At 44.7% G+C, this 23,519-nt stretch carries 19 protein-coding genes; 8 read left to right on the top strand and 11 right to left on the bottom strand.

Annotated elements, in window-relative coordinates; translation table 11 throughout:
• The first annotated feature begins 56 nt into the window (after window positions 1–56).
• The 4 genes from R8G66_22655 (at window position 57) to R8G66_22640 (ending at window position 9,110) form a co-directional block, all read left to right on the top strand.
• The gene (locus R8G66_22655) at window positions 57–4,220 is read left to right on the top strand and encodes a S8 family serine peptidase (GenBank protein ID MDW3195193.1); all 4,164 of its coding nucleotides are present in this window, start codon (window positions 57–59) and stop codon (window positions 4,218–4,220) included.
• 72 nt (window positions 4,221–4,292) lie between these two features.
• Window positions 4,293–4,805 (top strand): hypothetical protein, encoded by a 513-nt coding sequence (locus tag R8G66_22650; protein MDW3195192.1) that lies wholly within the window; start codon window positions 4,293–4,295, stop codon window positions 4,803–4,805.
• Window positions 4,806–4,817: 12 nt separating this feature from the next.
• Window positions 4,818–8,552, top strand: a complete 3,735-nt coding sequence (locus R8G66_22645) for a M12 family metallo-peptidase (protein MDW3195191.1) — start codon at window positions 4,818–4,820, stop codon at window positions 8,550–8,552.
• 36 nt (window positions 8,553–8,588) lie between these two features.
• A complete protein-coding gene (locus tag R8G66_22640; GenBank protein ID MDW3195190.1) occupies window positions 8,589–9,110 on the top strand; it encodes a hypothetical protein in 522 nt (173 codons plus the stop codon).
• Window positions 9,111–9,591: 481 nt separating this feature from the next.
• Here the strand turns inward: R8G66_22640 and R8G66_22635 are convergent, their stop codons facing one another.
• Complete coding sequence (locus R8G66_22635; protein ID MDW3195189.1) at window positions 9,592–10,488, bottom strand: DUF2807 domain-containing protein; 897 nt, start codon at window positions 10,486–10,488, stop codon at window positions 9,592–9,594.
• A gap of 251 nt (window positions 10,489–10,739) precedes the next feature.
• On the opposite strand from R8G66_22635, the gene R8G66_22630 reads away from it, so the two are divergent.
• Both R8G66_22630 and R8G66_22625 read left to right on the top strand, forming a co-directional pair.
• The gene (locus R8G66_22630; GenBank protein MDW3195188.1) at window positions 10,740–11,084 is read left to right on the top strand and encodes a helix-turn-helix transcriptional regulator; all 345 of its coding nucleotides are present in this window, start codon (window positions 10,740–10,742) and stop codon (window positions 11,082–11,084) included.
• A complete protein-coding gene (locus R8G66_22625) occupies window positions 11,084–13,645 on the top strand; it encodes an ABC transporter permease (GenBank protein ID MDW3195187.1) in 2,562 nt (853 codons plus the stop codon). Before R8G66_22630 ends, R8G66_22625 begins: the two co-directional genes overlap by 1 nt.
• A gap of 68 nt (window positions 13,646–13,713) precedes the next feature.
• On the opposite strand, the gene R8G66_22620 is transcribed toward R8G66_22625, so the two are convergent.
• From R8G66_22620 to R8G66_22600, 5 genes are all read right to left on the bottom strand, one after another.
• Entirely contained in the window at window positions 13,714–14,142 is a 429-nt protein-coding gene (locus tag R8G66_22620) for a DUF1801 domain-containing protein (protein MDW3195186.1), read from the bottom strand.
• 43 nt (window positions 14,143–14,185) lie between these two features.
• Window positions 14,186–14,500, bottom strand: a complete 315-nt coding sequence (locus R8G66_22615) for a hypothetical protein (GenBank protein ID MDW3195185.1) — start codon at window positions 14,498–14,500, stop codon at window positions 14,186–14,188.
• Window positions 14,501–14,704: 204 nt separating this feature from the next.
• Complete coding sequence (locus R8G66_22610; GenBank protein ID MDW3195184.1) at window positions 14,705–14,905, bottom strand: hypothetical protein; 201 nt, start codon at window positions 14,903–14,905, stop codon at window positions 14,705–14,707.
• A 42-nt stretch (window positions 14,906–14,947) separates the two neighbouring features.
• Window positions 14,948–15,550, bottom strand: a complete 603-nt coding sequence (locus tag R8G66_22605) for a MarR family transcriptional regulator (GenBank protein MDW3195183.1) — start codon at window positions 15,548–15,550, stop codon at window positions 14,948–14,950.
• Window positions 15,551–15,696: 146 nt separating this feature from the next.
• A complete protein-coding gene (locus R8G66_22600) occupies window positions 15,697–16,428 on the bottom strand; it encodes a hypothetical protein (protein ID MDW3195182.1) in 732 nt (243 codons plus the stop codon).
• Window positions 16,429–16,637: 209 nt separating this feature from the next.
• On the opposite strand from R8G66_22600, the gene R8G66_22595 reads away from it, so the two are divergent.
• Window positions 16,638–17,099 carry a hypothetical protein gene (locus R8G66_22595; GenBank protein MDW3195181.1) on the top strand — a complete coding sequence of 154 codons (462 nt, stop codon included), beginning with the start codon at window positions 16,638–16,640 and terminating at the stop codon, window positions 17,097–17,099.
• Between the two features lie 160 nt (window positions 17,100–17,259).
• Here the strand turns inward: R8G66_22595 and R8G66_22590 are convergent, their stop codons facing one another.
• From R8G66_22590 to R8G66_22570, 5 genes are all read right to left on the bottom strand, one after another.
• Entirely contained in the window at window positions 17,260–17,805 is a 546-nt protein-coding gene (locus tag R8G66_22590) for a hypothetical protein (protein MDW3195180.1), read from the bottom strand.
• A gap of 194 nt (window positions 17,806–17,999) precedes the next feature.
• Window positions 18,000–19,001, bottom strand: a complete 1,002-nt coding sequence (locus tag R8G66_22585) for a 4-hydroxyproline epimerase (GenBank protein ID MDW3195179.1) — start codon at window positions 18,999–19,001, stop codon at window positions 18,000–18,002.
• 1 nt (window position 19,002) lies between these two features.
• Window positions 19,003–19,959: an ornithine cyclodeaminase family protein gene (locus R8G66_22580; GenBank protein MDW3195178.1), complete on the bottom strand. Its 957-nt coding sequence runs from the start codon at window positions 19,957–19,959 to the stop codon at window positions 19,003–19,005.
• Window positions 19,916–21,520 (bottom strand): aldehyde dehydrogenase (NADP(+)), encoded by a 1,605-nt coding sequence (locus R8G66_22575; protein ID MDW3195177.1) that lies wholly within the window; start codon window positions 21,518–21,520, stop codon window positions 19,916–19,918. Before R8G66_22575 ends, R8G66_22580 begins: the two co-directional genes overlap by 44 nt.
• Before the next feature lies 1 nt (window position 21,521).
• Window positions 21,522–22,430, bottom strand: a complete 909-nt coding sequence (locus tag R8G66_22570; protein MDW3195176.1) for a dihydrodipicolinate synthase family protein — start codon at window positions 22,428–22,430, stop codon at window positions 21,522–21,524.
• Between the two features lie 128 nt (window positions 22,431–22,558).
• Here R8G66_22570 and R8G66_22565 point away from each other — a divergent pair, with 128 nt between their 5' ends.
• Entirely contained in the window at window positions 22,559–23,425 is an 867-nt protein-coding gene (locus R8G66_22565; GenBank protein ID MDW3195175.1) for an AraC family transcriptional regulator, read from the top strand.
• Window positions 23,426–23,519 lie beyond the last annotated feature (94 nt).

The following is a 23,519-nucleotide window of genomic DNA, read 5'->3' as shown; positions in this document are numbered from 1 at the left end:
TAGCTGCTATTCTTCATAGACTGTCGTAGGTTGCACTTGTTCAGTCGCAAAGCAGTGTGAGGAGAATCGTAATACTGACGCTTATTTTTCTAGGAGGCCTGGTCATCGCTCAGGCACAACAAAAGTATGTCCTGCCCAAAGGGGTAGCCCAAAGTCAGATTCAACCCGGTGTACTGGTGTTTAAGCTTAAGCAGGAATCTTCCGGCTATCAACGAAACGCCTATTCTCTTACTAACCTGCCTTTCAAAGCAGAATCCATTGCTCCCGTTCCTTACCGAAAAGCCTTCGCCAAAAATGGCGAGGATGTATCTGTGCTACGGGGCATTTATAAAGTCTATGTTCATAAGGATTCAGATGTGATCACACTTTGTAATTTGCTGATGTCCGATGATGAAATTGCGTATGCTGAGCCCATTTTTAAGGAAGAGTTGTTAATTGTGCCATCGGACCCGGAGGCTGAGACAGATGGAGGAGCGCAGAGCTATCTCAGCGTGATTCAGGCTTATGAAGCATGGGACTTATCGCAAGGAAGTGAAGACATTATCATAGGTGTGATTGATACAGGAGCGGACCTGGACCATGAAGACCTTGCAGGTAACCTGTACGTCAATGAGGTGGAGCTCATCAATGGCATCGATGATGATAACAATGGATTCATCGATGATCGTACAGGATACGATTTTGCCGATGATGACCCAGACCCACAATCCGACGGGAGCGGCCACGGAAGTCAGGTCGGAGGATTGGCAGCGGCTGATACGGACAATGGTGTTGGTATTGCTGGATTGGGTTTTAAGTCCAAATTAGCGCCGCTGAAAGCTTTTTTGACTACCACTACAGAATCTGCGGGTAACTACGATGCAATCATCTATGCGGCTGACAATGACTATGATGTGATCAATCTTTCCTGGGGGTCAATCAATACCTTTTCACAATTCAATCAGGACATCATCGACTATGCGGTGCTGGAAAATGATGTAGTGGTCATAGCCGCTGCGGGAAACAGTAGTACGGAAGTAAATTTCTATCCGGCAGCCTATGAACATGTACTCGCTGTAGGAGCTACGAAGCTTGACGATACGAAATCCGACTTTGCTACCTACGGTAATTTCATTGACATTTCGGCTCCTGGTTCAGCGATTTACACCACGACGAATGATACTTATGGCAACTACTGGGGCTCCTCTTTTGCAGCGCCAATGGTGGCTGGAGTAGCAGGTTTGATCCGCTCAGAATACCCCAATTTGAACGCTGAGGAGGTGATGGAACGCCTGCGTGTAACAGCCGATGATATTGATGGTGTGAACGCTGATTTTATTGGGAAACTCGGGAAAGGTCGATTGAATGCTTTTCGTGCCCTGAATGACGCAAACTTAAAGTCGATCCGTGTCAGCAACTTTACGGTATCTGGTGAAAATGATCAGGTATTTTACTTCGGTGATTCGATATCGATTGATATTGAACTGGAAAATTTCCTGGAAGATATTGATCAGGGAGTGCTGTCGCTTTCTGACGCTACCTTAGCACTCGAGTATCTTACAAGTGAGATCAACTTTGGAAGCATTGCCCATGCGGATACAACCAGTATCGAGTCTATCTCGGCGGTCATAGCCTCAGATGCGGAACCTGGTTCGGTAATTGATATTCGAGTGAATTTGGAAGATGGGGACTATACTGACTTTCAACAATTTTCGTTGACCCTTGCTCCTGATCATCTTGATCTGGAAGGAGGGCAGGCGACTCTAACGCTTGGAGGAAACGGTGAGTTAGGACGAGTAGCATCGGGTACAGCAGGTACTGGCCTTGTTTTGGGAACAAATACACTGGCTTCTGAAATAGGTCTGATCCTGACGACTGGGGTGGATTCCGTGATCGACAATGCCCCGTTGATATTCGGAACGTCGAAAAATTCGGATTTTCAAGTTGAACAGCACATCAAACCGTACCGAAATTCAGCAGCGGATAAGTATGTTTTCAATACCTTCATCGAGCAAGATACGCTCGGGGTGAAAATAGAACAATCGACTATGTCATGGGAGGAGCTTGATAGTGCCCTCGTCCTATCTTATCGCATCGTTAACAACAGTGGAAGCGCGATCGATAGCCTGGCCGTAGGCATGTTCATTAACTGGGAACTGAACAATCCATTGGCCAACCAGGCCACATGGGATCAGGCCAATACAGCTTATGCTTTCGATAATGATTCCAGCATTTGGGCAGGTTACAGAATCTTAACAGATGGTGTCGTCAGGCATGCAGCTCTGGATCTTTCTGATGAAAATGAAAACATGGCCGACCTGGATAGTGTGTTTTCGGATTCGTTGAAATATACATTTTTGGTAAGGGAAAATCTGGAATCTGCAGGGAGTGATGGAGGTAATGATATAGCCGATATGCTGGGAGCATTATTAACAGATCTAGAACCAAACCAGGCATCAACCATTACCTTCCTTCTGGGATTCGGAAGGGATCAGCAGGAAATGGAAGATCGACTTGATGCTGCGGAAGGTCTGTTTGGGGAATTTGAAGAAAATCCACCGGTGATTAGCGAGGAGGTTTCTTGTGAAGGGGGCATGATGGAGATAGCTCCGTTAAGAGGTGCGTCCTTCAACTTTTATGCAGATTTTGAAAAGCAAGATACCCTGGGCATTGGTTCATCCTTACTTTTTGGGCCGGTTAATTCGGATACGGTCATTTACGTTAGTGCTGCAGATAGCACTTATGAAGGGCCATTACGACGCATAGACATCCGGTTCCTTGAACAAATTGCCAGATTTAGCGCATCTACAGAAGTGGTTTATTTAGGAGAAAATGATAACCTCGTGACCTTTACCGATGAAAGTTTCAACGCCATTGGCTGGGACTGGGATTTCGGAAATGGGATTCGCGCTACTGTCGAAAATCCTACGGTAGTTTACAATGAACCCGGCAATTATACGGTCACCTTAGTAGTCGAAAACTCAGACGGGTGTTCTGGGACTTTTTTACGTCAGGTTGAAGTGTTGTATCGCCCTGAACCTCTAGGCTTAAGCTCCCTGGAGACCTGCTTTGGAGATGATCTAACCATAGCCGCAACAGAAGGTAATAGCATAAGGATTTATGAGAGTCTAACGGAAGAAATACCAGCTTTTGAAGGATCAGCATTTGAATGGCGGTTTGTCACTGCTGACACCTTGATCTACGTTTCAAGTTTGGTAAACGGTCATGAAAGCCATAGAGAGGCGGTTACTATTGAGGTGTATGACGTTTTGCCTGAGTTTACCATCATCTCTGCACTAGATTCCGCAAATACGGACTACCTGTGGCTTGTCAACCAGACGCCAGCTTCGGTGGAAGCGTCCTGGGTCATTAATGGTCTCGAAGCGCTGGGAGATACGGTAGTTTATGAAGCTGGATTTAGCCAACTGGATGTGACCCTGAGTATTACTTCGGGTTTTGGATGCTCGGGAACGGCCCGTGAAATGGTAGAACTTGTTCCAGCACCTTTACCGGAATTCACACCTCCGGCCATCATTTGTCGAGGAGATCAGGTAATCGTAGAGCCATCGAACGGGACTTATTTCGGTTTTTTTGATTCAGCTGATCCCGAAGGAACGTTTATGAAGGCTGAATCAATCATTCTAGATAGCCTCATTCAGCCAGTAGACCTGCGCATTTTTGGTATAGATGGAGGCGTTCCCGGAGATACACTGCAAGTATTACTATCGCCTAATGCTTTTGAGTTTTTGATCATTGCCAATCCGGACACATTGTATCTTGATCAGGATCGTAGCGTGGATTTTTCACTGGATACTATGGTTTTTTCACCGCAGTGGTTTTTGAATGATGAGCTTGCTGAATTGTTAGAGACACCCATATTTTCATTTGATACGGCAGGCGTCTATCAGATCCATGTGATCGCCCAGGATGAAGACGGTTGTGTTCATAAAGCCTCAATGGATTACCTTGTTTTTGCCGAAACGCCTATTGTTCTTCATACAGATTTGGAATTTATGATCAGTATTTTTCCAAATCCGGTTCAGGCTGAACTTGTCATTGATGTCCCTTCCGAAATTAACCGTGCATATATTTTTGATTTGAAAGGAACTTTGGTGCTTGAATTTGATGAGTCCGATAGGGTTCCTGCCAAGTTGGATGTATCATTTCTGGAAACAGGTGTCTATGTCATTCAGTTGCATTTGCCAGGCCAGGTAGTCACCAGGAAGTTTCGAAAAGAATAAGACTTTAGTGGTTGATAAGCGGCAATCATATTCGTATGCATTATCTTCCCAAGTCAAAAATTAGATTGACCATTGAAAAAAATATTGCCTTATTTGATTGTAGTGATCCTTCTAAATGCCTGTTCAGCATCTAAGAAAGCTACTGCACTCTGGAGACCAATGACTGCTACGGATCAGTCCACCGTCCCCGATGTACTGCCTTCTGAATTTGGGTTGTATGAGATTCAAATTGACCTGCTTTCTAAATCACTCAAAGGAGTCGGGGCCAACGAAGAAGAAGGGATCATTATCCAGTTTCCTGATCCAGATGGTAACGTAGGTAGCTTCAAGGTCTGGCGTTCTTCAGTGGTTTCTGAGGCACTTTTGGAAAAATATCCCAATTTACGCGCCTACAAGGGATTTAACATTGCAGATCAAAGCGATATCAGAATGGAATTGCCGGAAGCGGGCTTACAAGTGATGGTAAGAAATTCAGGAGAGGTCTGGTTCATTGCGCCTTATCATGCTGAAAAGCAGTTGTACATGGTTTACCATAAATCTGCCTTTCCATCCGACAATCAATTCTGGGAAGGACGCATCAAATAAAATCACCCAATTATGAGATTAACCTTTATCTACTTCTTTGTTCTATTGGCATTTGGTGTCCAGAGCCAAAATACCTGGCAAGCCCCACATAGCAGTCAACGATTGGCTGATGACCAGTGGAAGGACATGGAAACTATCCGGATGGGGTTGAATGATCAGGCCCTTGTCGAGGCATTGGCTGTTTCTGGTAAAGCAGTACAACCAATGCAATTTCCTATGCCTGATGGGACATTTCGATCATTTTCAATGCAGGAAGCATCCATCCTTGCGCCGGGATTACAAGCGAAATTTCCTGAGATAAGGACATATAAAGGAACGAATGAGTTGGGTGAAACCATTCGGATCGATGTAAACCCGAAAGGATTCCATGGCATCATGTTCACCCGAGAGGGGACTGTTTACATAGACCCTGAAACATCCGGTTCCAATGATTATGTGAGTTATTACCGTCAGGAGTTCAAGAACAAGCGAGAAGCACCTGCTTTCGACGAAGCACTTATCGAAAAACCTGCTACACCTTTACGGAAAGTACAGCGGTCGGCTCAAATGAAAACGAATTACGGTCGTTCCAGTGGTACGGAGTTAAAATCTTATCGCATCGCGATTGCAGCGAGTAATGATTACACGGAATTTCATGGAGGCTCGGTTTCCGACGCTTTAGCAGCAATTGTCACTACCATGAATCGGGTGACTGGAATCTACGAAAGTGAGCTTGCCGTAACGTTTGTGATCATTGATAATAATGATGAACTCATTTTTACTAATGCCTCAAGTGATCCTTACGCTGATTTGGACGGAGATGGAGCAATCATACAAGAAAATCAGGAAGTTTTGGACCGAATTATAGGTTCAGCGAATTATGATATCGGACATATTTTCAAAACTGGAAGCAGCGGACTGGCTGGATTGGGTGTTGTTTGTAATGCCAACAGGAAAGGACAGGGAGTAACCGGACTTGATTCACCTCAAGGTGATCCTTTTGATGTGGATTTTGTGGCGCACGAGATTGGTCACCAATTTGGAGGTAATCATACCTTCAATGGATCTGCCGGTAGTTGTTCGGGGGCTAATCGCAATCCCTCGACGGCTTATGAGCCAGGTTCGGGTTCCACCATCATGGCTTACGCAGGAATCTGTTTTGCACATAATATTCAAAATAATTCTGACGCATTTTTTCATGCCGTCTCACTGGAAGAGATTTTAACCTATACGACAGATTTCGAAGGGGGCAATTGCCCGACGGTAACAGCGACCGGGAATACGCCACCGGAGGTAAGTGCCCCGGAAGGAGGGTTCACGATCCCGATAGGGACGCCTTTTTCATTGACTGCAAGCGGTTCTGATGCGGATGGCGATGCCATCACTTATTCCTGGGAGCAATATGATCTGGGTGACGCGGGATCGCCAGACCTGCCTGGTCGTACGTCACCTTTGTTCAGATCTTTTTCGCCAACGACAAGTCCAACTCGATATTTTCCTCGATTAGGTGACTTGTTGAACAATACCACGGTGTTTGGTGAGATATTACCAGCCAATAGTCGTGAAATGAACTTTAGGGTAACCGTGCGCGATAACAACAGTGCGGGAGGAGGTACTAATGAAGCCAACGTGCAGTTCAATACCACCGATCAGGCAGGTCCTTTTCGGGTTACCTCTCAAAATGCATCCGTAACCTATCCGGGAGGATCTTCCCAATTGATTGAATGGGATGTGGCCAACACGGATAAAGCACCGATCAGCCTGGAGAATGTGCAGATATTATTATCCACTGATGGTGGGGCCACTTTTTCTGAGGTATTGAGTGAATCTACTGCAAATGATGGAGCCGAGTTTGTGCTGATGCCCAACGAAAATATAGCCGATGCACGAATCATGGTTGCGGCTGTAGGCAATGTCTTTTTCAATGTGAACCAGAGTAGTTTTGAAATCCAACAAGATAGTGAGCCAGGATTTAGTTTTCTGGTCTCGGAGGTGCCTGGAATCACTTGTAACAACACCATCGATTTTACGGTGGAGGCTGTTGCTGTGAATGGCTTTTCAGAAGCAATTAACTTGACATTTGCTACAGATAATACCGGACTTACTGTATCGGCCTCACAAACCTCCCTATCTCCGGGAGAGTCAATCACCCTGACCATTGAGAATTCTGAAGAAATAGGAGAGAAGTCCATTACACTTCGAGGGACTGCTGGGGATATTCAGAGTGAATCCGCCTTTTCATTCTCCTTTTTATCGATTCCAGCAGAACGTCCGGGAGAGATTTTGCCGCTCAATCAAGAGTCGGGAGTCGACCTGGATGTAGATTTTAGCTGGTCAGAAGTTACTGGAGCCACGAGTTATAATTTCACGTTGGCCACCGATGAAATTTTCACTGACATTTTGGTGGAAAGCCTGGGACAAGTGGCTACCTCTTTTAGTTTGTCGGAAGACCTGATCAGTAGTACAACCTATCATTGGAAAGTTGCGGGTGTGAATGAATGTGGAATAGGCCCTGAAGCCGAACAAACATTTACGACCGCTTTTGTTCAGGAAGTCGATTTAGCAGCAAGCGACCTGCCATTAGATATCACGGATTTTAATACAACCACTTCCGTTATTGAAGTGACTCAGAACGTGAGCGTGGGTGAGGTAAAAGTAGAAGGCCTGGACATCACGCATACGTTTGTGGGGGATATGACCATTATCCTGACTTCTCCTGCGGGTACCGCCGTAACGCTTTTTAGAGAGCAATGTGGAAGTGCCGGAGATATACTCATCAGTTTTGATGATGGGGCTGATGAAGCTACAGCATGTCCTCCTAATGATGACGGAACTTACCAGCCTTTAGAGGCCCTTTCGGCTTTCGAAAATGAAGATGCCATGGGTAACTGGACCCTGTCAGTTGCTGATAATGGACCTGGAGATCAGGGCTCCATTAATGCCTGGAATTTGGTGCTTGTCGTAGGAACCGAGGCGATTGCTTTAACGGCTGCTACTGAGTCCGCGGATCAGGTAGATATAGCCTGGAATGACATCAGCATTGATGAAGGATATGAAATTGAGCAGGCGCTTGGAGATGACGATTTTCAGAAAGTATCGGAAGTAGCCGCTAATGTCACTTCTGCCACTTTTACAGGCTTAGAATCATCAACGGAATACCGTTATAGAGTACGAGCGATATTGCCGGCAGGCTTCAGTGAGTATTCGAATATTGCTCAGGTTGTTACCTTACCCGACCCACCGGAAGCTCCCTCTAATCTGGAGGGAAGTTTTGATAGCGAAGGGCGTATTCTCCTGAGCTGGACGGACAACAGTGACGTAGAAGAAGGTTTTACTCTCGATCGCGCCGCCGGAAACGGCGAGTTTACCGAATTAGCGAGTCTGGTTGCGAACATCACTAGTTTCCGTGATGACAATACAGAGAGAGGAGTGGACTATGCTTATCGGGTTAGCGCATTCAATGTGTCTGGTACCAGCGATCCGTCCAACGAGATCACGGTATTGGTTCTTTCCAGTGAAAGGCTGGATCCCTCGATGATCTATCCGAACCCTACGGCTGAAGCGATTACCGTGAGTGCTTCGGTTGCTCAAAACTTCGAACGGTTGACCATTTATGATCTGAAAGGAAGTATTTTGATTCGTTCTTCTTTGAACCAAAACGAGTCCATAAGTATTGATCTTTCGCGCCTGGATCCAGGGCTTTATTTCGTCCAACTTGCTGATGCTAATGACAATAAGCAAGTGCTGAAGATCGTTAAAACGAGGTAATTCACTTTGCGTATGAAGTTTCTAAAAACTCTTTTAATGGTCTGCTTGTGCACTTCTGCTATGGCGCAGGTGGGGAATGATTTTCCGAACATGGAAGCCGAAAGTCTGACCAATCAGGTGGTGAATATTCCTGCGGATGTGAAAGGGAAATATACCCTCATAGGTTTGGCATATTCCAAGAAATCAGAGCAAGACCTGAAAACCTGGTTCAATCCGACCTATAATCAGTTCATCTACAAACCAGAGACTCCTTCTTTGTTTGCTGGGAACTATGATGTCAATGTCTACTTTGTCCCCATGTTTACCGGAGCCAAAAGAACGGCCTATAAGTCCGTGATGAAAAAGGTGCAAAAGACGATCGATCCGAAATTGCAACCGCATGTCATGTTTTACAAAGGAAAATTGAAAGACTATAAAGATGCGCTCAATTTCAAGGGCAAGGACGTTCCGTATTTCTTTGTACTGGATGGTAAAGGTAAGATCGTCATGACCACTTCAGGGAAGTATACGGATGCAAAAATGCAAAAGGTCATTGACCTACTAGATGACGCAGAATAAGGGATTTAACATGAGTTCGGGATAAGATAGAGAAGAAAACGCCTATAATCCCCTCCTTTGGAGGGGTGAAGGGGTGGGTTTCATAAATATAGTTTTCTGCTCTTTATTGAATTCAATTTAAAATCACCTTTTTCCATCAACTCACCTCATACTCCCACTTCGGTGGACAGTCCCAAGAGGAGAGTATTTGAGTCATTTTAAATTGAATTCAATAATCCTTATCTCGAACTCACGTTAATTTAATGATCCGTTTATTACCACACTTGAATTAATCTGCTTTTCAGGGAGATGCTTGATACTTGAATTTCTTTTTCGCGAACCCCTGAAAAAGAACAAGCCGCCATCAAAAAATGAGGACGGCCTGAAGTACCAAGTATAACTTGTTTGTAATGAAGAAGTATCGACAAGGTTAGAGCAAATGACTATCGCCGATAAATGGCTAATGTTCATTTTACCTATGAAATTTCATCAATGCCGATGCTTAAGGAAAAAGTTTCACCTTTTGCCCCTCATCTTCAGCGGTTATTTCTTTTAGGAGCTTTCGGGTGCCTAAAGCAGATACTTTGAAGACTTTGCTGCCGATGGACCAGTCTTTAGCGCGCGTTTGGCCAGGGTTCATCGGGAAACCATAACTGAATTTACTGCCGTCCGGTTTAGGACCGACTACATAGCAATTGATGCGTTTCAAGGAATTGTTTTTCACATCAAATTTGATGAAGCGAGCATCAGGATTGACGGCTGTGGCGGATTGATTCGCTGAGAGTACCTGACCCTTTCCAGAGGTTTTAACCTGTGCTGATCCGCGATAGATGACGATGCCACCTTCTTCCACATTGCCTTGAATTTTCTGGGCAGTACCCAGGTCCATTCGGCCCCGGTCCCATAGGTTGAGATAAACTTTTTCAGTTTCCAGTCCACGTGCATCGGTGTAGCCTATTTCTCCATTTGCCCGGTATTCTGTTACTTTTCCATTTAACTTGATGCGACCTACTATGGCCATTGAATTGAAGGATACCCGGTCCAGGTTATTGACGACCACTGTTTCATGCACTTCCTGCTGCACTCTTTCTAAATCTGGTGCGCCAATGCTAATCTTGATCTTTTCACTTGGTTGGATCCATTCAGTTTGTACTAATGTCAGGCGACCATGCGTATCGAGTGTTCTGTCCACTTTGTTCAGTAGGTTTTCATCGATGGTAATGGTGAACTCATTGTCATTGGCAGAAGCATCAATTTGAACCTCAGCATATAGATTGACCACTACGGACCGGATGCTTTCATAAGCGTAGGTTTCCGTAATGATGTTCTTATTCCCTTTCTTTTGAGCGAACCCTAGCGCCGGAACTATTCCGATCAGTAGGAAGACCAATTTCTTCATAGGATGAGTTTTTTGTTAAGGTAACTGAGAACAGACCATAATGGCCCAGGCCGGTGACAACCTTTGACAAGAAGAGACAATTACAGAAGATCGATATTCCGGCTGCCCGGCAATTCAGTTTTTTTGAAAGCCCATCAGAGTCACTAGAACAGGACTCTGATTTCACGAAGCTGAACTACTGCTTTTAGGAAACTATACAAAACTGAAACATATTGATTAGATTCACGTTTGTATAACTCAACGAAAATCAAATGGGGAATTCAAGAGGAGTCAATATTGGAGAGTTTGAAGAACTGGTACTGCTGGTTGTCGGGATGTTGCATGACAATGCCTACGGTGTAGAAGTACGCAATGCCATCATTCAGGAAACAGGCCGAAAGGTCAACATCAGTGCGGTGCATGAAGTGTTGAAGCGGTTGGAGAAAAAAGCATTGCTACGAGCAGAAATCGGCGGAGCTACCGAAGAGCGTGGCGGCCGTCGAAAGAAGTTCTTTTACCTTACTGCTGAGGGCAAATCAGCACTGGATCATTCAAGGGAACTGAGGAACAACCTCTATGGACGTATCCCTGAGATCAAATTCAATTTCTCCTATTGATGAGACCTTCTCCTCCCAAATGGGCTGATCGGTTTTTACAATGGTTTTGCCGCAAGGACCTGGTCGAATTTGTCCGCGGCGATCTCCACGAGCTCTATGGATTTAGGGTGGATGAAGATGGAAAGACCAAAGCCAACTTGGCCTTCATCTGGGATGTCCTTCGATTTTTTCGTCCCTCAAATTTCAGAAAAGTCAATAACTCAAACGTCATGATGATTAGCAATTATTTGAAAGTAGGCTTAAGAAGCCTGAAAAGAAATTGGGGTAATTCCCTGATCAATATTTCCGGACTATCTCTTGCGGTAGGCTGCTCTATTACCACCTTTTTGTTCGCAGATTTCTTTCTGAATCTCAATTCCATTCATCAGAACAAAGACAACATCTATCAGGTCATTAGTCGAATCGAAGAAAACAATGCGGAAGAGCTCTATGGTCCCACACCTATGATCATAGCCTCACGATTGAAAGAAGATTTTAGGGAAGTAGAACACGTTGCCAGGGTGCAATACCTGCGTGGCAATGTCAAGTTTGGAAAAAACGTATTTCGCGAGCTGATTCAATTTGCGGATCCGAGTTTTTTGGAAGTTTTCGATTTCCCGCTCGCAAAAGGGCATGGTGAATTGCTTGATCCCAATGAGGTGTTTTTAAGCAATGAAATGGCGATAAAGTACTTTGGTCAAGTTGATCCGATGGGGAAACGTATCGATATTAAGTTTGATGAGGAAGTGCTTTCTTTTAATGTAGTTGGAGTATTTGATCAGATGCCATCAAATACGACATTTGGTCCGGAGATCTTGCTCCACATAGATCACTTTTTTCGTTTGGAAGCTCGAAAAAATAACTGGATAGATGAAGCCAAGGCCACTTTTGTTTCACTAAGGCCAGAAGTTGATCCGGCCTCTGCGAATCAATTACTACGCGACTACACAAAAGTTCAAAATGAAGCGAATGCGGCTGATCCGGTCCTGGCATTTGAACTCATTTCTTTTGATGAACTCACCAGTAATAATGAAATACAAGACAAAATTGTGCCTGGAAACCATAAAGGAGGCACCATTGCCATTGCTTGCATAGGTTTTATGCTGATCTTTTTTGCCTGCCTCAACTATATCAATATTGCCATTGCTTCTGCCACAACACGCTTGAAAGAAATTGGTGTTCGAAAGGTTATGGGAGGTTCCAGAAGCAACATCGCTACCCAGTTTTTGGTTGAAAACTTTCTCACTTGCGCCATTGCTATGACCATCGGTACACTGGCAGCCTATTTTCTGCTTTTGCCGGGCTTCAACCTGATGACTCCTATCGTTATTCCGTTTGCCTTCTCCTCCGTGGCAACAGCGGTATACTATTTCCTCGGTGTGTTCTTTTTTCTGGGCTTGCTCTCCGGAAGCTATCCGGCCCTCTACATTTCCAGGTTCCAGACACTTAGAATTTTCAAAGGAGAAAAATCGCTAGGTGGAAGATCATATTTTACCCGGGTACTGCTTACTGTCCAGTTTTTGCTGGCTTTTATGACCATTCTGGCAAGTTTCGTTTTCAGCGACAATGCCCGATATGTGAAGGAATTGAGTTGGGGATATAATCCTGAAGGAATTCTTTCTTTACCTATAGGTGAACAATCCACTCTGGAGGCCATGAAAAGTGAAGCACTGCGCAATGCGCATATCACTTCGGTAGCTACTGCCAGTGGACACATGGGAGTGAATAATAATCCAATCGCCTATGACTATCTCGGGAAGCAGTTTCGAGTTATGACTTATGATGTTATGCCTGGTTATTTGGGTTTGATGAACGTGCCCCTGATTGATGGGAAGTATTTCACAAATGAAGGAGCAGATCGAAATTCCATTGTAGTGAATCAATTGTTTGTTGACCAAATGGGGTTTGAAGATCCTGTTGGGCAGCAAATTGAGTTTGCCGGGAAATCAAAAATGATCATTGGAGTCGTGTCCAATGTCTATCATGCCTTTTTCTCATCAGATATCCAAAGACCCATGGTGTTTACGACCGGGCAATCCGAACCAAACTTTTTGGTGGTAAAGGCCGATCCTGCGAATTTGGTAGGAGTAGACGAGTACCTGGCAGAAAGCTGGTCGGTAGTGGCACCATTCGATCCGTATGTGAGCTATTTCCAGGCAGATAGTTTTGATCGCTATTATGATAATGTAGACACCAATATTTGGTTCATGGCAGTACTTGGAACATTGACTATTTTCCTTTCTTGCCTGGGCTTGTATGGGTTGTTAGCTTTCCGACTACAAAATCAATTGAAAGAGTTTAGTATCAGAAAAGTATTGGGTGCTTCAAAAGGTCATATCATCCGGGTCGCGAACCGTGAATTTATCTGGATACTGATGATTGCATTTGTAGTAGGAGTTCCGTTAGGAGGGTTTGGTATTGAAGGTTTTGTAAAAGCTTTGTTTGCGATTACCAAGCCTTTAGGCGCAACGCCGATCATTCTTGCCATTATCTGTATGCTATTTACCATTGGCTTGACCGTATTTATGCAGATCCGAAAAGTGATCCGAATCAATCCTGCTGTGATCTTGAAAGGAGATTAACTAAATGAATGTCATGCTGAAAAGGTAGTCATGCTGAGCCTGTCGAAGCGCGGCTACCTTTTCTTCTTTCACAACCCCAACGTCATCAAGTCCTTCACTTTGTGATAAGTCAGCGTGGCTTTGATACACGCTTTCAATTCCGCTTCCGGAATTTTCTGATTGATTTCAAAGACGATGGCGCGTTTTCCTTCATATTGAAATTGATGATCAAAAACCAACCGAAAGGTATCTACCAACCGGCTGGTACATTGAAAATAGAAAGCATACTTGTCGGGTGTTTTTTCTTTCCAATCCATTCTAAGAGTACTTCCATGCTTCGTCACGAAACTAGGCTCACCCCATTTTAGCGTTTCTTCCAAAATCGTAAGTCCTTCAATTTCCTCCGCGGTTTCTCTAACCAGTGTCCTTAGGTATTGCATTTTGTTACGAACAAAATCAGGATAATCAGCGATTACGGCTTCAACTTGAGGGTCTGTTTTGATGGTGGGTTTGGCCATGTGCTTGTGCATTAAACTGATCCAAACTTACCCATTTCCTGATTCAATAACCTTTCAATAGTTTCTGTTTTTGCTTGCTGTAGTCATCTCTTGGCAAGATCCATATGGTTTCAAATTGAATCGAACATTGATGTATCTGATGCACAATCATAAATACCTTATCCGAGCAATGCTGATTTTGAAAAGAAACAAATTGAAACGTGTTGGCTTCGCCTCTTATCTTCCCATTAAACATGTCGAATTGCTTCATGGAACTAAATGGGCAATTCGTATGATCATCAACAATTTTGCTAAGTACATAAGCCTTATCTCCTCCCAGTTCTTTTTGTAAGTCTTCATCTTTCTCTAATCGTTTCATGATCATTCGACTCTGTTTCAATGCTTTGGATCAAGCTTACTCAGGTTATTACTGGCCACGCAAGAAGTGAATAATAACAATACAGTTAGGATTTTGACCGTCACGATATCAATGTTTTGTGAGAGGATAACGGATTTGCTAGAACAGATATTTCTCCGGATAGCGTTGCTGACCGGATTTTAGCATTTATTCACAAAACGGAGCTTAGGTTGTTTTGATCTTGATGATTTTAGGACTGATTTGATAGGTTATTTGACCTTCAAATTCAATATTGGTGCCATCTTCCTGCACAAACTCAACCTCGATAATCATTGGATTGTAGATGTCCAGAATCACCCCTTCCATTCCCTGCTTGACTTTAGGGTTTACATCTTCTAGCAATATGAATGTGTCAAATTGTTTCATCCTTGAATGATTGATTCATAAGGAGTTCTAGACATCTTCAACTCAAGCAATTTTTTCAAACTCCGAGCAATCGATCCTCAATTCAGCAGGAGCCAAAGGTTGTTCCAGAAAACTGCAATAATGTCCACCATCTTTGTTTTCGAGGAATCGACAATTTTTACACATGCGTTGGAGCGAGATCACTGATTGGTCATTGAGTTGGCCGATCATGTGGAGTAATCCCTCTAACAGGTTTCCTTTGGAAGAAGCTGATAAACCTTCCAGCGAACCCAATAACTGATTGGAAAATTGCGTAGCAGACTCACCGATCGTTTTCCCTGCTGTGGTCAATTGAATGGAATAGCTACGAGCGTCACTCGGATCCGTGTGTTTTACGATCAGGTCCTTTTTTAGCAACATACGCAAAGAATCCGTGATCGTGGCTTTTGTCAGGTTGAACTCTGTGGCCAGGTAGCTGGGTGTCGTGGTTTGTTCCGGATGGTGAAGCAGGAAAATCAGTAATTGCAATTGAATTGGACTTAAGCCTGTTTTTTTGGTTTCTTGCCAAAGTAATACCCGGAAGGCTTCAGCGATCCTTTCCAGCGCCACCACGATTTTATGGTCTTTACTTTCCAGTTGTTGATTGACGTCAAAGGCAGAATCCATGCAATGTGCTTATGCGGCTCCAAGGTAAGTCGTTTTGAGAATTAAGAGCGTCATTCCAGCATTTTTCGGCTTAAGTTATCGTAAATCGAAAAATGTCTGGAATCTCATTCGACGCTCTTTTCATTCCCTTTATAACGGAAAGTAAATCACCGCGTACCCACCGAATACGGCAAAGACAAATCACCGGAAGCTACCGAATAAACCGCGTACACACCCAGTAAAGGTTTTTGCTTGTTTTCAGTATTCACTTCCATGTAAGCAGTCACCGCATCAAAATTGAATGTCGTTTGGCGATTCATGCGGAAAGCCGGCACGACAACCGTGATTTTGTTACCTCTGGTAATGATATTGAAACCCGGAGAGTCCATGTAGATCGGCATGCCAGGATTGGTAGGAGGCAGTTTGATATTCGAATCATTCGCATCAAATTGAATCACTGAAAGCCCACCGGGGACACGATCATCTCCATTGAGGACCACCCAGTGGGCGTGCCAGATCAGTCCGTCATTGAGAAAGTCCCGGTCATTGTTCTCATCCCATAGCGGCGTGTCATCAAAATCAGGATGGGAGGTCAGCGCCAGTGCCACGATTCCCTCAACTGCAGAAAAACCTACGTCTGTTGCTTTCAATGACGTAGGAAATACGTAACCCAATACAGGGGCGCCATTCAGACTGCCAAACGTTTTTGGTTTGGATGCACCTGCGTCGCCTTTCACTTCAATGGAAAAGATCAGTTGCTCCAGGTCTGAATCATAATTCACTTCTGCTTTTTTGATCTGTAGGTCATTGGATCGGGCAAAGGTCGGATCTTCATTTCCTCCTTGAGCAAATGTGATGATTGATCCGAAAATTAGAAATACTGTGATAAGTGTTTTCATTATAATAATCAGGAATCCTTATTAAATATACCTTCACAACTTCATCTTATTCTTAATAGTTCCATTTTAATTAGGAATCCTTATTAAAATTTAATTGATGCTAAAATGATCTCGAAGCCAATCAGAGTCATTCCCTCAATAGGGTATTGGGGCATACGGTGATGGGAGCACTGATCGAATTATTCTGATTCGGTTAATTTTAGCCCGTCATGAAACAATTCTTATCCTACTTGCTTGTAGCCATATTCGCCATTTTTGTAGGCAGTCAAATTACTGAAGGGGTCATTCTGGTCCCTTATTGGCAGTCCTTAAGTGGGCCGGATTTCTATGCCTTTTATGGAGCGTTTGGAGGAATGATTGGTCGCTTTTATACGATCCTCACGATCATCGCCGCTTTGATTCCTTTGGGGCTTGCGGTCTATTTTCGAATGACTCAATCTAAGGGTTTTAATGAAGCACTCATTTCCACGCTGTTGGCTGTTCTGTTTATCGCTGCTTTCTATGTCTATTTCAAAGGTGCCAATGAAGCCTTTTTTCAATCCGCCTTTTCTGAAGCAGATTTAAAAAGGGAATTGGTTACCTGGAGTACCTGGCATTGGGGAAGGGTCGTGATAGAAATAGGTTCGCTCTTCTTTTTGATTAGGTCGTTGGTGAAGTCTAAGAATGCTTAAACTGGATCATAAACATCAACTTAAGCGTCATTCCTGACATTGATCCCGGCCGGGAACGGTAGGAATCTCAATGTAGGATGTACAATTTGAGCTTGAGATTCCGGCATACGCGCGGAATGACGGATAATAATTTTTTGGCTTAAGTTCATGGAAATGGAAACTAAACAAACCTAATCTTAAACTTCGCATCGACGTATGCCAGCGTGAACAACAGGATGGCTGAAATGATAAACGTGATGGCATTTTGGGCTAGTGAGTAATTATTCTTTCTGGAGATCTTAATTACCAGGAATAAGAGGAAAGCGACAACAATGGACGTGATTGTATAGAGATTCAAGCCCAAATCCAGACTGATCCTGCCTTCATCATTAGGTTGAAACCGATTGGCCCAACCTGCCCCCAGCCTCATGAAAAAAGGAAGGAACAAGAAAGGATACAACATGATGCTTCTTCGCTTCAGTAAAATGAAATAGAATACAATGGCCTGTATGATTGTGAAAATAGGTCCCGCGGCACTGGTGAACATGCGTTCTGACTTGTTGAGTTTAATTGCAGGGTCTTTCACAGAAGCACCATTCAACGTGAATCCTGCATCATAGCCTAATAGTTCATAAGCGATCCAATGACTCATCTCGTGAAAGAAGAAAGTCAAAAAAGTAGCAACAATTAGGACAGCTAAATACTTCGGCAGTTGATTTAAAGACATGGGTTGGTTTAATGTTTTGATGCAATATCATCAGGGGTGTAACAAGTCAATGAGACAAGTCCTGTAGTGGGAAGGTTGCTTTATCGAACCTTCATCAGAGTCGCTTGGAGAGGATTCTGATTTAGAAAGGTGAGATCATTGATTTCTCAGAGTCTTCGAAGAATGATTCTGAGAGACAGGAAACCAAAAACAACCTATATCACCGAAAACCCTTCCACAAACGGATCGTCATCGTCCAGGAAGATGGTTTGGTAGCCTGTGACTTGTGCCCAGCCTTCGATGCTAGGAATGATCGCAGGATAGTCTCCAACTTTGGTAGTATCTTCGACTCGGCCGGTAAACTTCGAACCGATGATGCTTTCGTGAATAAAAGGTGCTCCTTGTTGTAATTTGCCTTTCGCATGCCATTGGGCCATTCTGGCGGAAGTACCCGTGCCACAGGGAGAACGATCAATCGCTTTTTCTCCGTAGAATACAGCATTCCTGGCAGTACTGGCTTTATCCAGTGTTTTGCCTGTCCATAAGACATGACTCAATCCACTGATTTTAGGATTTAACGGATGCTGGAAGGTATATCGTGCATTCATTTCCTTCCTGATGGCACGACTCCACGGAATCAGTTGCTGGGTGGTGTAATGCTCGATCCCGGCGAAGTGCTCCTGAGGATCGATGATCGCATAATAATTGCCACCATAAGCCACATCTACCTTGAGCAATCCCAGATCCGGGCAATTGACTTCTAGCGATTGGGAATGGAGGTAGGAGGGGATGTTAGTAAGGGTAACAGATCTTACTTTTTTCCCCTCCTGAACATAGCTGACTTTTACCAGTCCTGCCGGGGTTTCCAGACGAAGGCTCCCAGGGGTTTTGGGAGTAACCAGACCTTCTTCCAGGGCAATAGTGACGGTGCCGATCGTACCATGTCCACACATCGGTAAGCAGCCACTTGTTTCGATAAACAGTACTGCAATATCATTTTCAGGGTCATTGGGCGGATAGAGGATGCTGCCTGACATCATATCGTGCCCTCGGGGTTCGAACATCAGTCCCTTCCGTATCCAGTCGTATTCCTCCAGAAAATGGAGACGCTTCTCGAAGATGTTGCTACCACTGAGGAGTGGACTACCTCCGGATACGACCCGAACGGGGTTGCCGCAGGTATGCGCGTCAATACAACTGAAAGTTCTTTTTGCCATTTTATGGGTTAATGGTTTTTAGTACGAGTTGCGCCGCGACCAGGTCTTCCAGCGCATGGCCTACAGATTTAAAAACAGTTATTTCTTCTTGAGTTACTCGACCCTTTACTTCGCCTTTACACAAGCCAAACAAGTCGCCTTGAATGTCTTCCATGCTTAGTGCCCCCGAAGCCAATGGAATGGCCAGGTCTCCACTTTCTTTAGGAGCCATTTCCAGATTGTCGACATAAACTCGGCCTTTAGCAATGACTTCATCATCGGCTTCCCGCATGTTTGGTAGATAAGACCCTACCAGGTCCACGTGTTGGCCGGGTCGTAACCAACTACCCAAAATCAAGGGTTCAGCACTCAAGGTGGCGGCGCTGATGATATCCGCTTGTTGAACAGCTTCACTTAAATCGGTCACTGCTTCCACCTGTTCAAATTGATCGGAGAAGCGTTCCACTAACTGTTCTGCTTTTGCCTTGTTACGACCGTAGACCATCACGGATTTGATGGGACGGATTGCTGCATGAGCTTCGATCAGATACGGAGCTAATGATCCTGTGCCGATCAGTAACAAGCTTGAGCTATCCTCGCGCGAGAGGAAAGTAGAAGCCAATGTTGAAGCGGCTGCCGTTCGCCAGTTGGTCAGGGTTTTGGCTTCCAATAGTGCTTTTGGTGATCCGGTGATTGCGTCCATCAGATAATAAATGCCTTGAATGCTAGGTAAGCCTACCTGACTGTTGTCAGGAGCGACCGTAATGATCTTTACCCCTGCATCTTCCTGCGATTTTACGGCAGGCATCAGCAGCATGGTGTTTGCTGCTTTTTCAGGCTGATTGGAGTAATTCAGGTGCATTCTAGGTGGAACCAAGTAGTCTTTGGTAAATCCTTCGCGCAAGGCGTTTACCAGATCAGGGTAATTAAGGGTGTTATGAAGTGCTTGTGCGGTAAGGTACGGTATGGTTTGACTCATGTGCTTCAGGGACGACCCAACGGTCATCGATTTTTCTCAGAATGTTCAGGACGTTCTCTTGCTTGAGTGCGTCCGGAAGCAAGTTATCTGGAAAATTCTGATAGCACAAAGGACGGGCAAACCGCTTGATCGCTGCTGCACCTACCGAGGTGAACCTACTATCCGTCGTAGCAGGGAAAGGGCCGCCGTGATGCATGGCATGGCCTACCTCAACACCAGTAGGTGCTCCATTCCAAAGGATTCTACCGACTCGATCCTGCAATGTTTCGCTTACTTGTTGGGCCAGTTCCATATCTGCATCATCGGCGATGAGTGTACCGGTCAACTGTCCTTCTAAGCTCTTGATTACTTGCATGAGTGCCGATTCATTCGGACACTCTACCAAAATACTCATGGGGCCAAAAATCTCCTGATGGAGGGTCGGATTAGATAGGAAAGCATCGCTGGTCACCACGGCTAAGGTTGCCTGACCATTTTTCTGGGTCAATTTCGAAACGCCTACTTGTTCAATGGCCAAACGCTTGCCTTCTTCAAAGTGTTGTTCAATGCCCATCGTGAGCATCGTAGCGGCTGAAGTTTCATTCAGCTTTCCTGACAGGCTGATTTTAAAATCCTGTAATTCAGGAGAGGCGATGCCAATCAATAAGCCAGGATTTGTGCAGAATTGCCCAACGCCCAGAGTGATGGAACCTGCGTAGGCCTCAGCAACAGATGCACCATCTTTTTTTAGTTTTTCCGGGAGCAAGATCACGGGGTTGACACTGCCCATTTCTGCAAAGACAGGAATAGGTACTTTTCTGTTTTGGGCCATTTGATACAGGGCCATGCCTCCTTTTCCTGAGCCAGTGAACGCCACCCCCTTTATGTCAGGATGATTGACGAGTTGCTCTCCCGTTTTAAATCCATCACCATTCAAGGAAGAGAAAACGCCTTCAGGCATGCCTGTTTTTTCTGCAGCCCTTTTGATGCATTGCGCCACCAATTCATTGGTGCCCAGGTGTGCTTCATGAGCTTTCACGATCACCGGACAACCTGCGGCTAAGGCAGAGGCGGTATCTCCACCGGCGGTTGAGAAGGCCAATGGGAAATTGCTGGCAGTAAAGACCACAATGGGCCCTGTCGCGACAAGCATTTTTCGCAGATCGGGTTTGGGAAGTGGGGTGCGATCAGGATCTGCCAGATCGATGGTCGCCTCAACCCACGACCCTTCCCTAACCACTTTTGCGAATAATCGGAGTTGCTCACAAGTACGTCCTCGTTCTCCCTGAAACCGCCCCAGAGGCAAACCACTTTCCTTGGAGGCACGTTCCAATAAGACTTCTCCAATACTTTCAATTTCTTCGGCAATTGCCTCAAGGAAAGTGGCTCTTTCCTCTGGTACCGTCTTTGCAAAGCTCTGATGAGCAGATTTAGCCATCTGAACGGCCAAAGCCACTTCCTGAACAGTGGCTCCCACGAATGTTCCGTCCAGGACTTCCTGAGTGGCCGCATTGATCGCATGCAGTTTCACATGCCCAAGGTCTGATGATTGAAATCCAATGATGTTCTTCCCCGTGATCATATCAGACAAGTTCGTATTCAGGAAGTACCGGTCGTTTTTCGAGAGCTGTACGAATGATGTTTACCACGTTGAATCTTTCTTCACCCACCAAAGGCAATCGAGGCGCACGTACATGCTCAGATCCCAATTCCACTTCTTGTTCGGCCAACTTGATGTATTGAACCAACTTTGGATGAATGTCCAATTCAAGCAAGGGCATGAACCACCGGTAGATTTCCCGGGCTTCTTCTATTCTTCCGGAGGTGATCAAGTTGTGGATGGCCACCGTTTCTCTAGGGAACGCACAAACCAATCCGGCTACCCAGCCCCTTGCACCCATCAAAATACTTTCCATGGCCAGGGTATCTACCCCGGAAAGGATCGAATACCTGTCTCCAAATCGATTGATCATTCGGGTGATATTGGTGATGTCCCTGGTAGACTCTTTAACTGCATTGATATTATCACAAGTGGCCAGTTGGTCAAACATGTCTAAGGTAATCAGGATCTTGTAGTCCACAGGGTTATTGTAGATCATGATTGGCAATGAAGTGCTTTTTGCCGTGGATTTAAAATAGGCCACCGTTTCCCGATCGTCCGCACTATATCGCATGGGTGGAAGCATCATAAGTCCACTCGCACCATGATCTTCCGCTTTTTCTGCGGTGGCTATGGCTGCTTTTGTGGTTTGCTCAGCGATGTTCATTATGATCGGAACCTGACCAGCTACATGTTCTGCAGCGACAGCTACCAATCGATATTTTTCATCATTATCCAGTGTGGACGCTTCTCCGAGTGTGCCTCCTAAAATGATACCACTGACCCCTGCATCAATTTGGGCAGACAGGTTGTGACGAAAAAGATCCAGATCCAGTTCGTCATTTTCGGTAAACTTGGTCGTAACAGCCGGAAATACCCCGGACCAATTGATTGTTTGCATGAGATCGAATAATAAAACGATTTAGGTGAGCAAAGGAAGAGGGAATATGAGTTTAAAAATGTATGATATTAACTAGATTGTATTGTATTTATGCAAATTAAGTTAGTAATACATAGTTTATGTCACTGAATGCCTTACCCTTTAAAATTCCTAAGACTGGTGATCCGGCAGTGGTGGTACAGGTGGACGAAGGGGAATACTTTTATGACACGCTGCATAAACATGAAGATCATCAGGTCACGTTTATCGCTGCAGGATCGGGAACCCTGATCTGTGGCGAATACCTGGGACGGTTTGAAACAGGGGATGTTTTTTTCTTTGGATCTAATCAACCGCATGTCTTGAAATGCGATGAGGAGTACTACGAACAGAACAGCGCACTACATGTGCGAATGGTTTCTGTCTTTTTTCAGGATGATGCTTTGGGAGCCCGATTTCTGGAGTTGAAAGAGTCCAGACAATTGAAAAAGTTTTTAGCAAAAGCAATCTATGGCATAAAATTTTCAGAAACTTCGGCTAAAAAGGGTAGTGCGATACTGGAGAAGAGTATCCATCAGGAGGGGTTGTCTCTGATTGTGGTTTTTCTGGAATTGATAGAAGCATTGATGAGCGATTCAAATCCACAATTTCTAAGTCATGAGCTTTTTCCAGTGATGAAGGATGATGAAGGGCAGCGCATGAATGCGGTGGTGCAATACACACTGAAAAACTTCAAGTCACCCATAGGTATTGATGAGATCGCCGCTGTGGCACATATGGCACCAAATTCCTTTTGTCGGTACTTCAAGTTGAGGACTCGGAAAACCTATTTGAATTACCTGAATGAGATTCGGATTGCACATGCTTGTCAGCTCTTGCAAAAGAACAGATTATCGGTAAGTCAGGTGGCACATTTATCGGGTTTTCAGAATTTGGCACATTTCAATCGTTCGTTCAAAAAGGTCATGCAGGTAACGCCGGGCAAGTATGGAAGACAGCTGATATAATGGAAAACGGATTTTGAAAACCTTTTCATGACAAAAATCAGCTAGAAAGATTAGTTTTAGTCGACACTCCGCCCACTGAAACCTTGATTTGTTA

It is taken from the genome of Cytophagales bacterium (assembly GCA_033344775.1).
Lineage (GTDB): Bacteria > Bacteroidota > Bacteroidia > Cytophagales > Cyclobacteriaceae > JAWPMT01.
Note: the sequence above shows the minus strand (reverse complement) of the source record. Positions and strands in the feature narration are given on the sequence as shown.

What these genes read in the sequence shown, in the direction of transcription:
- R8G66_22645 (MDW3195191.1), top strand. Translation starts at nt 4,818, where the DNA reads ATGAGATTAACCTTTATCTACTTCTTTGTTCTATTGGCATTTGGTGTC.
- R8G66_22590 (MDW3195180.1), bottom strand. Translation starts at nt 17,805, where the DNA reads ATGTCTTTAAATCAACTGCCGAAGTATTTAGCTGTCCTAATTGTTGCT.
- R8G66_22635 (MDW3195189.1), bottom strand. Translation starts at nt 10,488, where the DNA reads ATGAAGAAATTGGTCTTCCTACTGATCGGAATAGTTCCGGCGCTAGGG.
- R8G66_22600 (MDW3195182.1), bottom strand. Translation starts at nt 16,428, where the DNA reads ATGAAAACACTTATCACAGTATTTCTAATTTTCGGATCAATCATCACA.
- R8G66_22585 (MDW3195179.1), bottom strand. Translation starts at nt 19,001, where the DNA reads ATGGCAAAAAGAACTTTCAGTTGTATTGACGCGCATACCTGCGGCAAC.
- R8G66_22605 (MDW3195183.1), bottom strand. Translation starts at nt 15,550, where the DNA reads ATGGATTCTGCCTTTGACGTCAATCAACAACTGGAAAGTAAAGACCAT.
- R8G66_22610 (MDW3195184.1), bottom strand. Translation starts at nt 14,905, where the DNA reads ATGAAACAATTTGACACATTCATATTGCTAGAAGATGTAAACCCTAAA.
- R8G66_22595 (MDW3195181.1), top strand. Translation starts at nt 16,638, where the DNA reads ATGAAACAATTCTTATCCTACTTGCTTGTAGCCATATTCGCCATTTTT.
- R8G66_22640 (MDW3195190.1), top strand. Translation starts at nt 8,589, where the DNA reads ATGGTCTGCTTGTGCACTTCTGCTATGGCGCAGGTGGGGAATGATTTT.
- R8G66_22565 (MDW3195175.1), top strand. Translation starts at nt 22,559, where the DNA reads ATGTCACTGAATGCCTTACCCTTTAAAATTCCTAAGACTGGTGATCCG.
- R8G66_22615 (MDW3195185.1), bottom strand. Translation starts at nt 14,500, where the DNA reads ATGAAACGATTAGAGAAAGATGAAGACTTACAAAAAGAACTGGGAGGA.
- R8G66_22630 (MDW3195188.1), top strand. Translation starts at nt 10,740, where the DNA reads ATGGGGAATTCAAGAGGAGTCAATATTGGAGAGTTTGAAGAACTGGTA.
- R8G66_22625 (MDW3195187.1), top strand. Translation starts at nt 11,084, where the DNA reads ATGAGACCTTCTCCTCCCAAATGGGCTGATCGGTTTTTACAATGGTTT.
- R8G66_22575 (MDW3195177.1), bottom strand. Translation starts at nt 21,520, where the DNA reads ATGATCACGGGGAAGAACATCATTGGATTTCAATCATCAGACCTTGGG.
- R8G66_22620 (MDW3195186.1), bottom strand. Translation starts at nt 14,142, where the DNA reads ATGGCCAAACCCACCATCAAAACAGACCCTCAAGTTGAAGCCGTAATC.
- R8G66_22580 (MDW3195178.1), bottom strand. Translation starts at nt 19,959, where the DNA reads ATGAGTCAAACCATACCGTACCTTACCGCACAAGCACTTCATAACACC.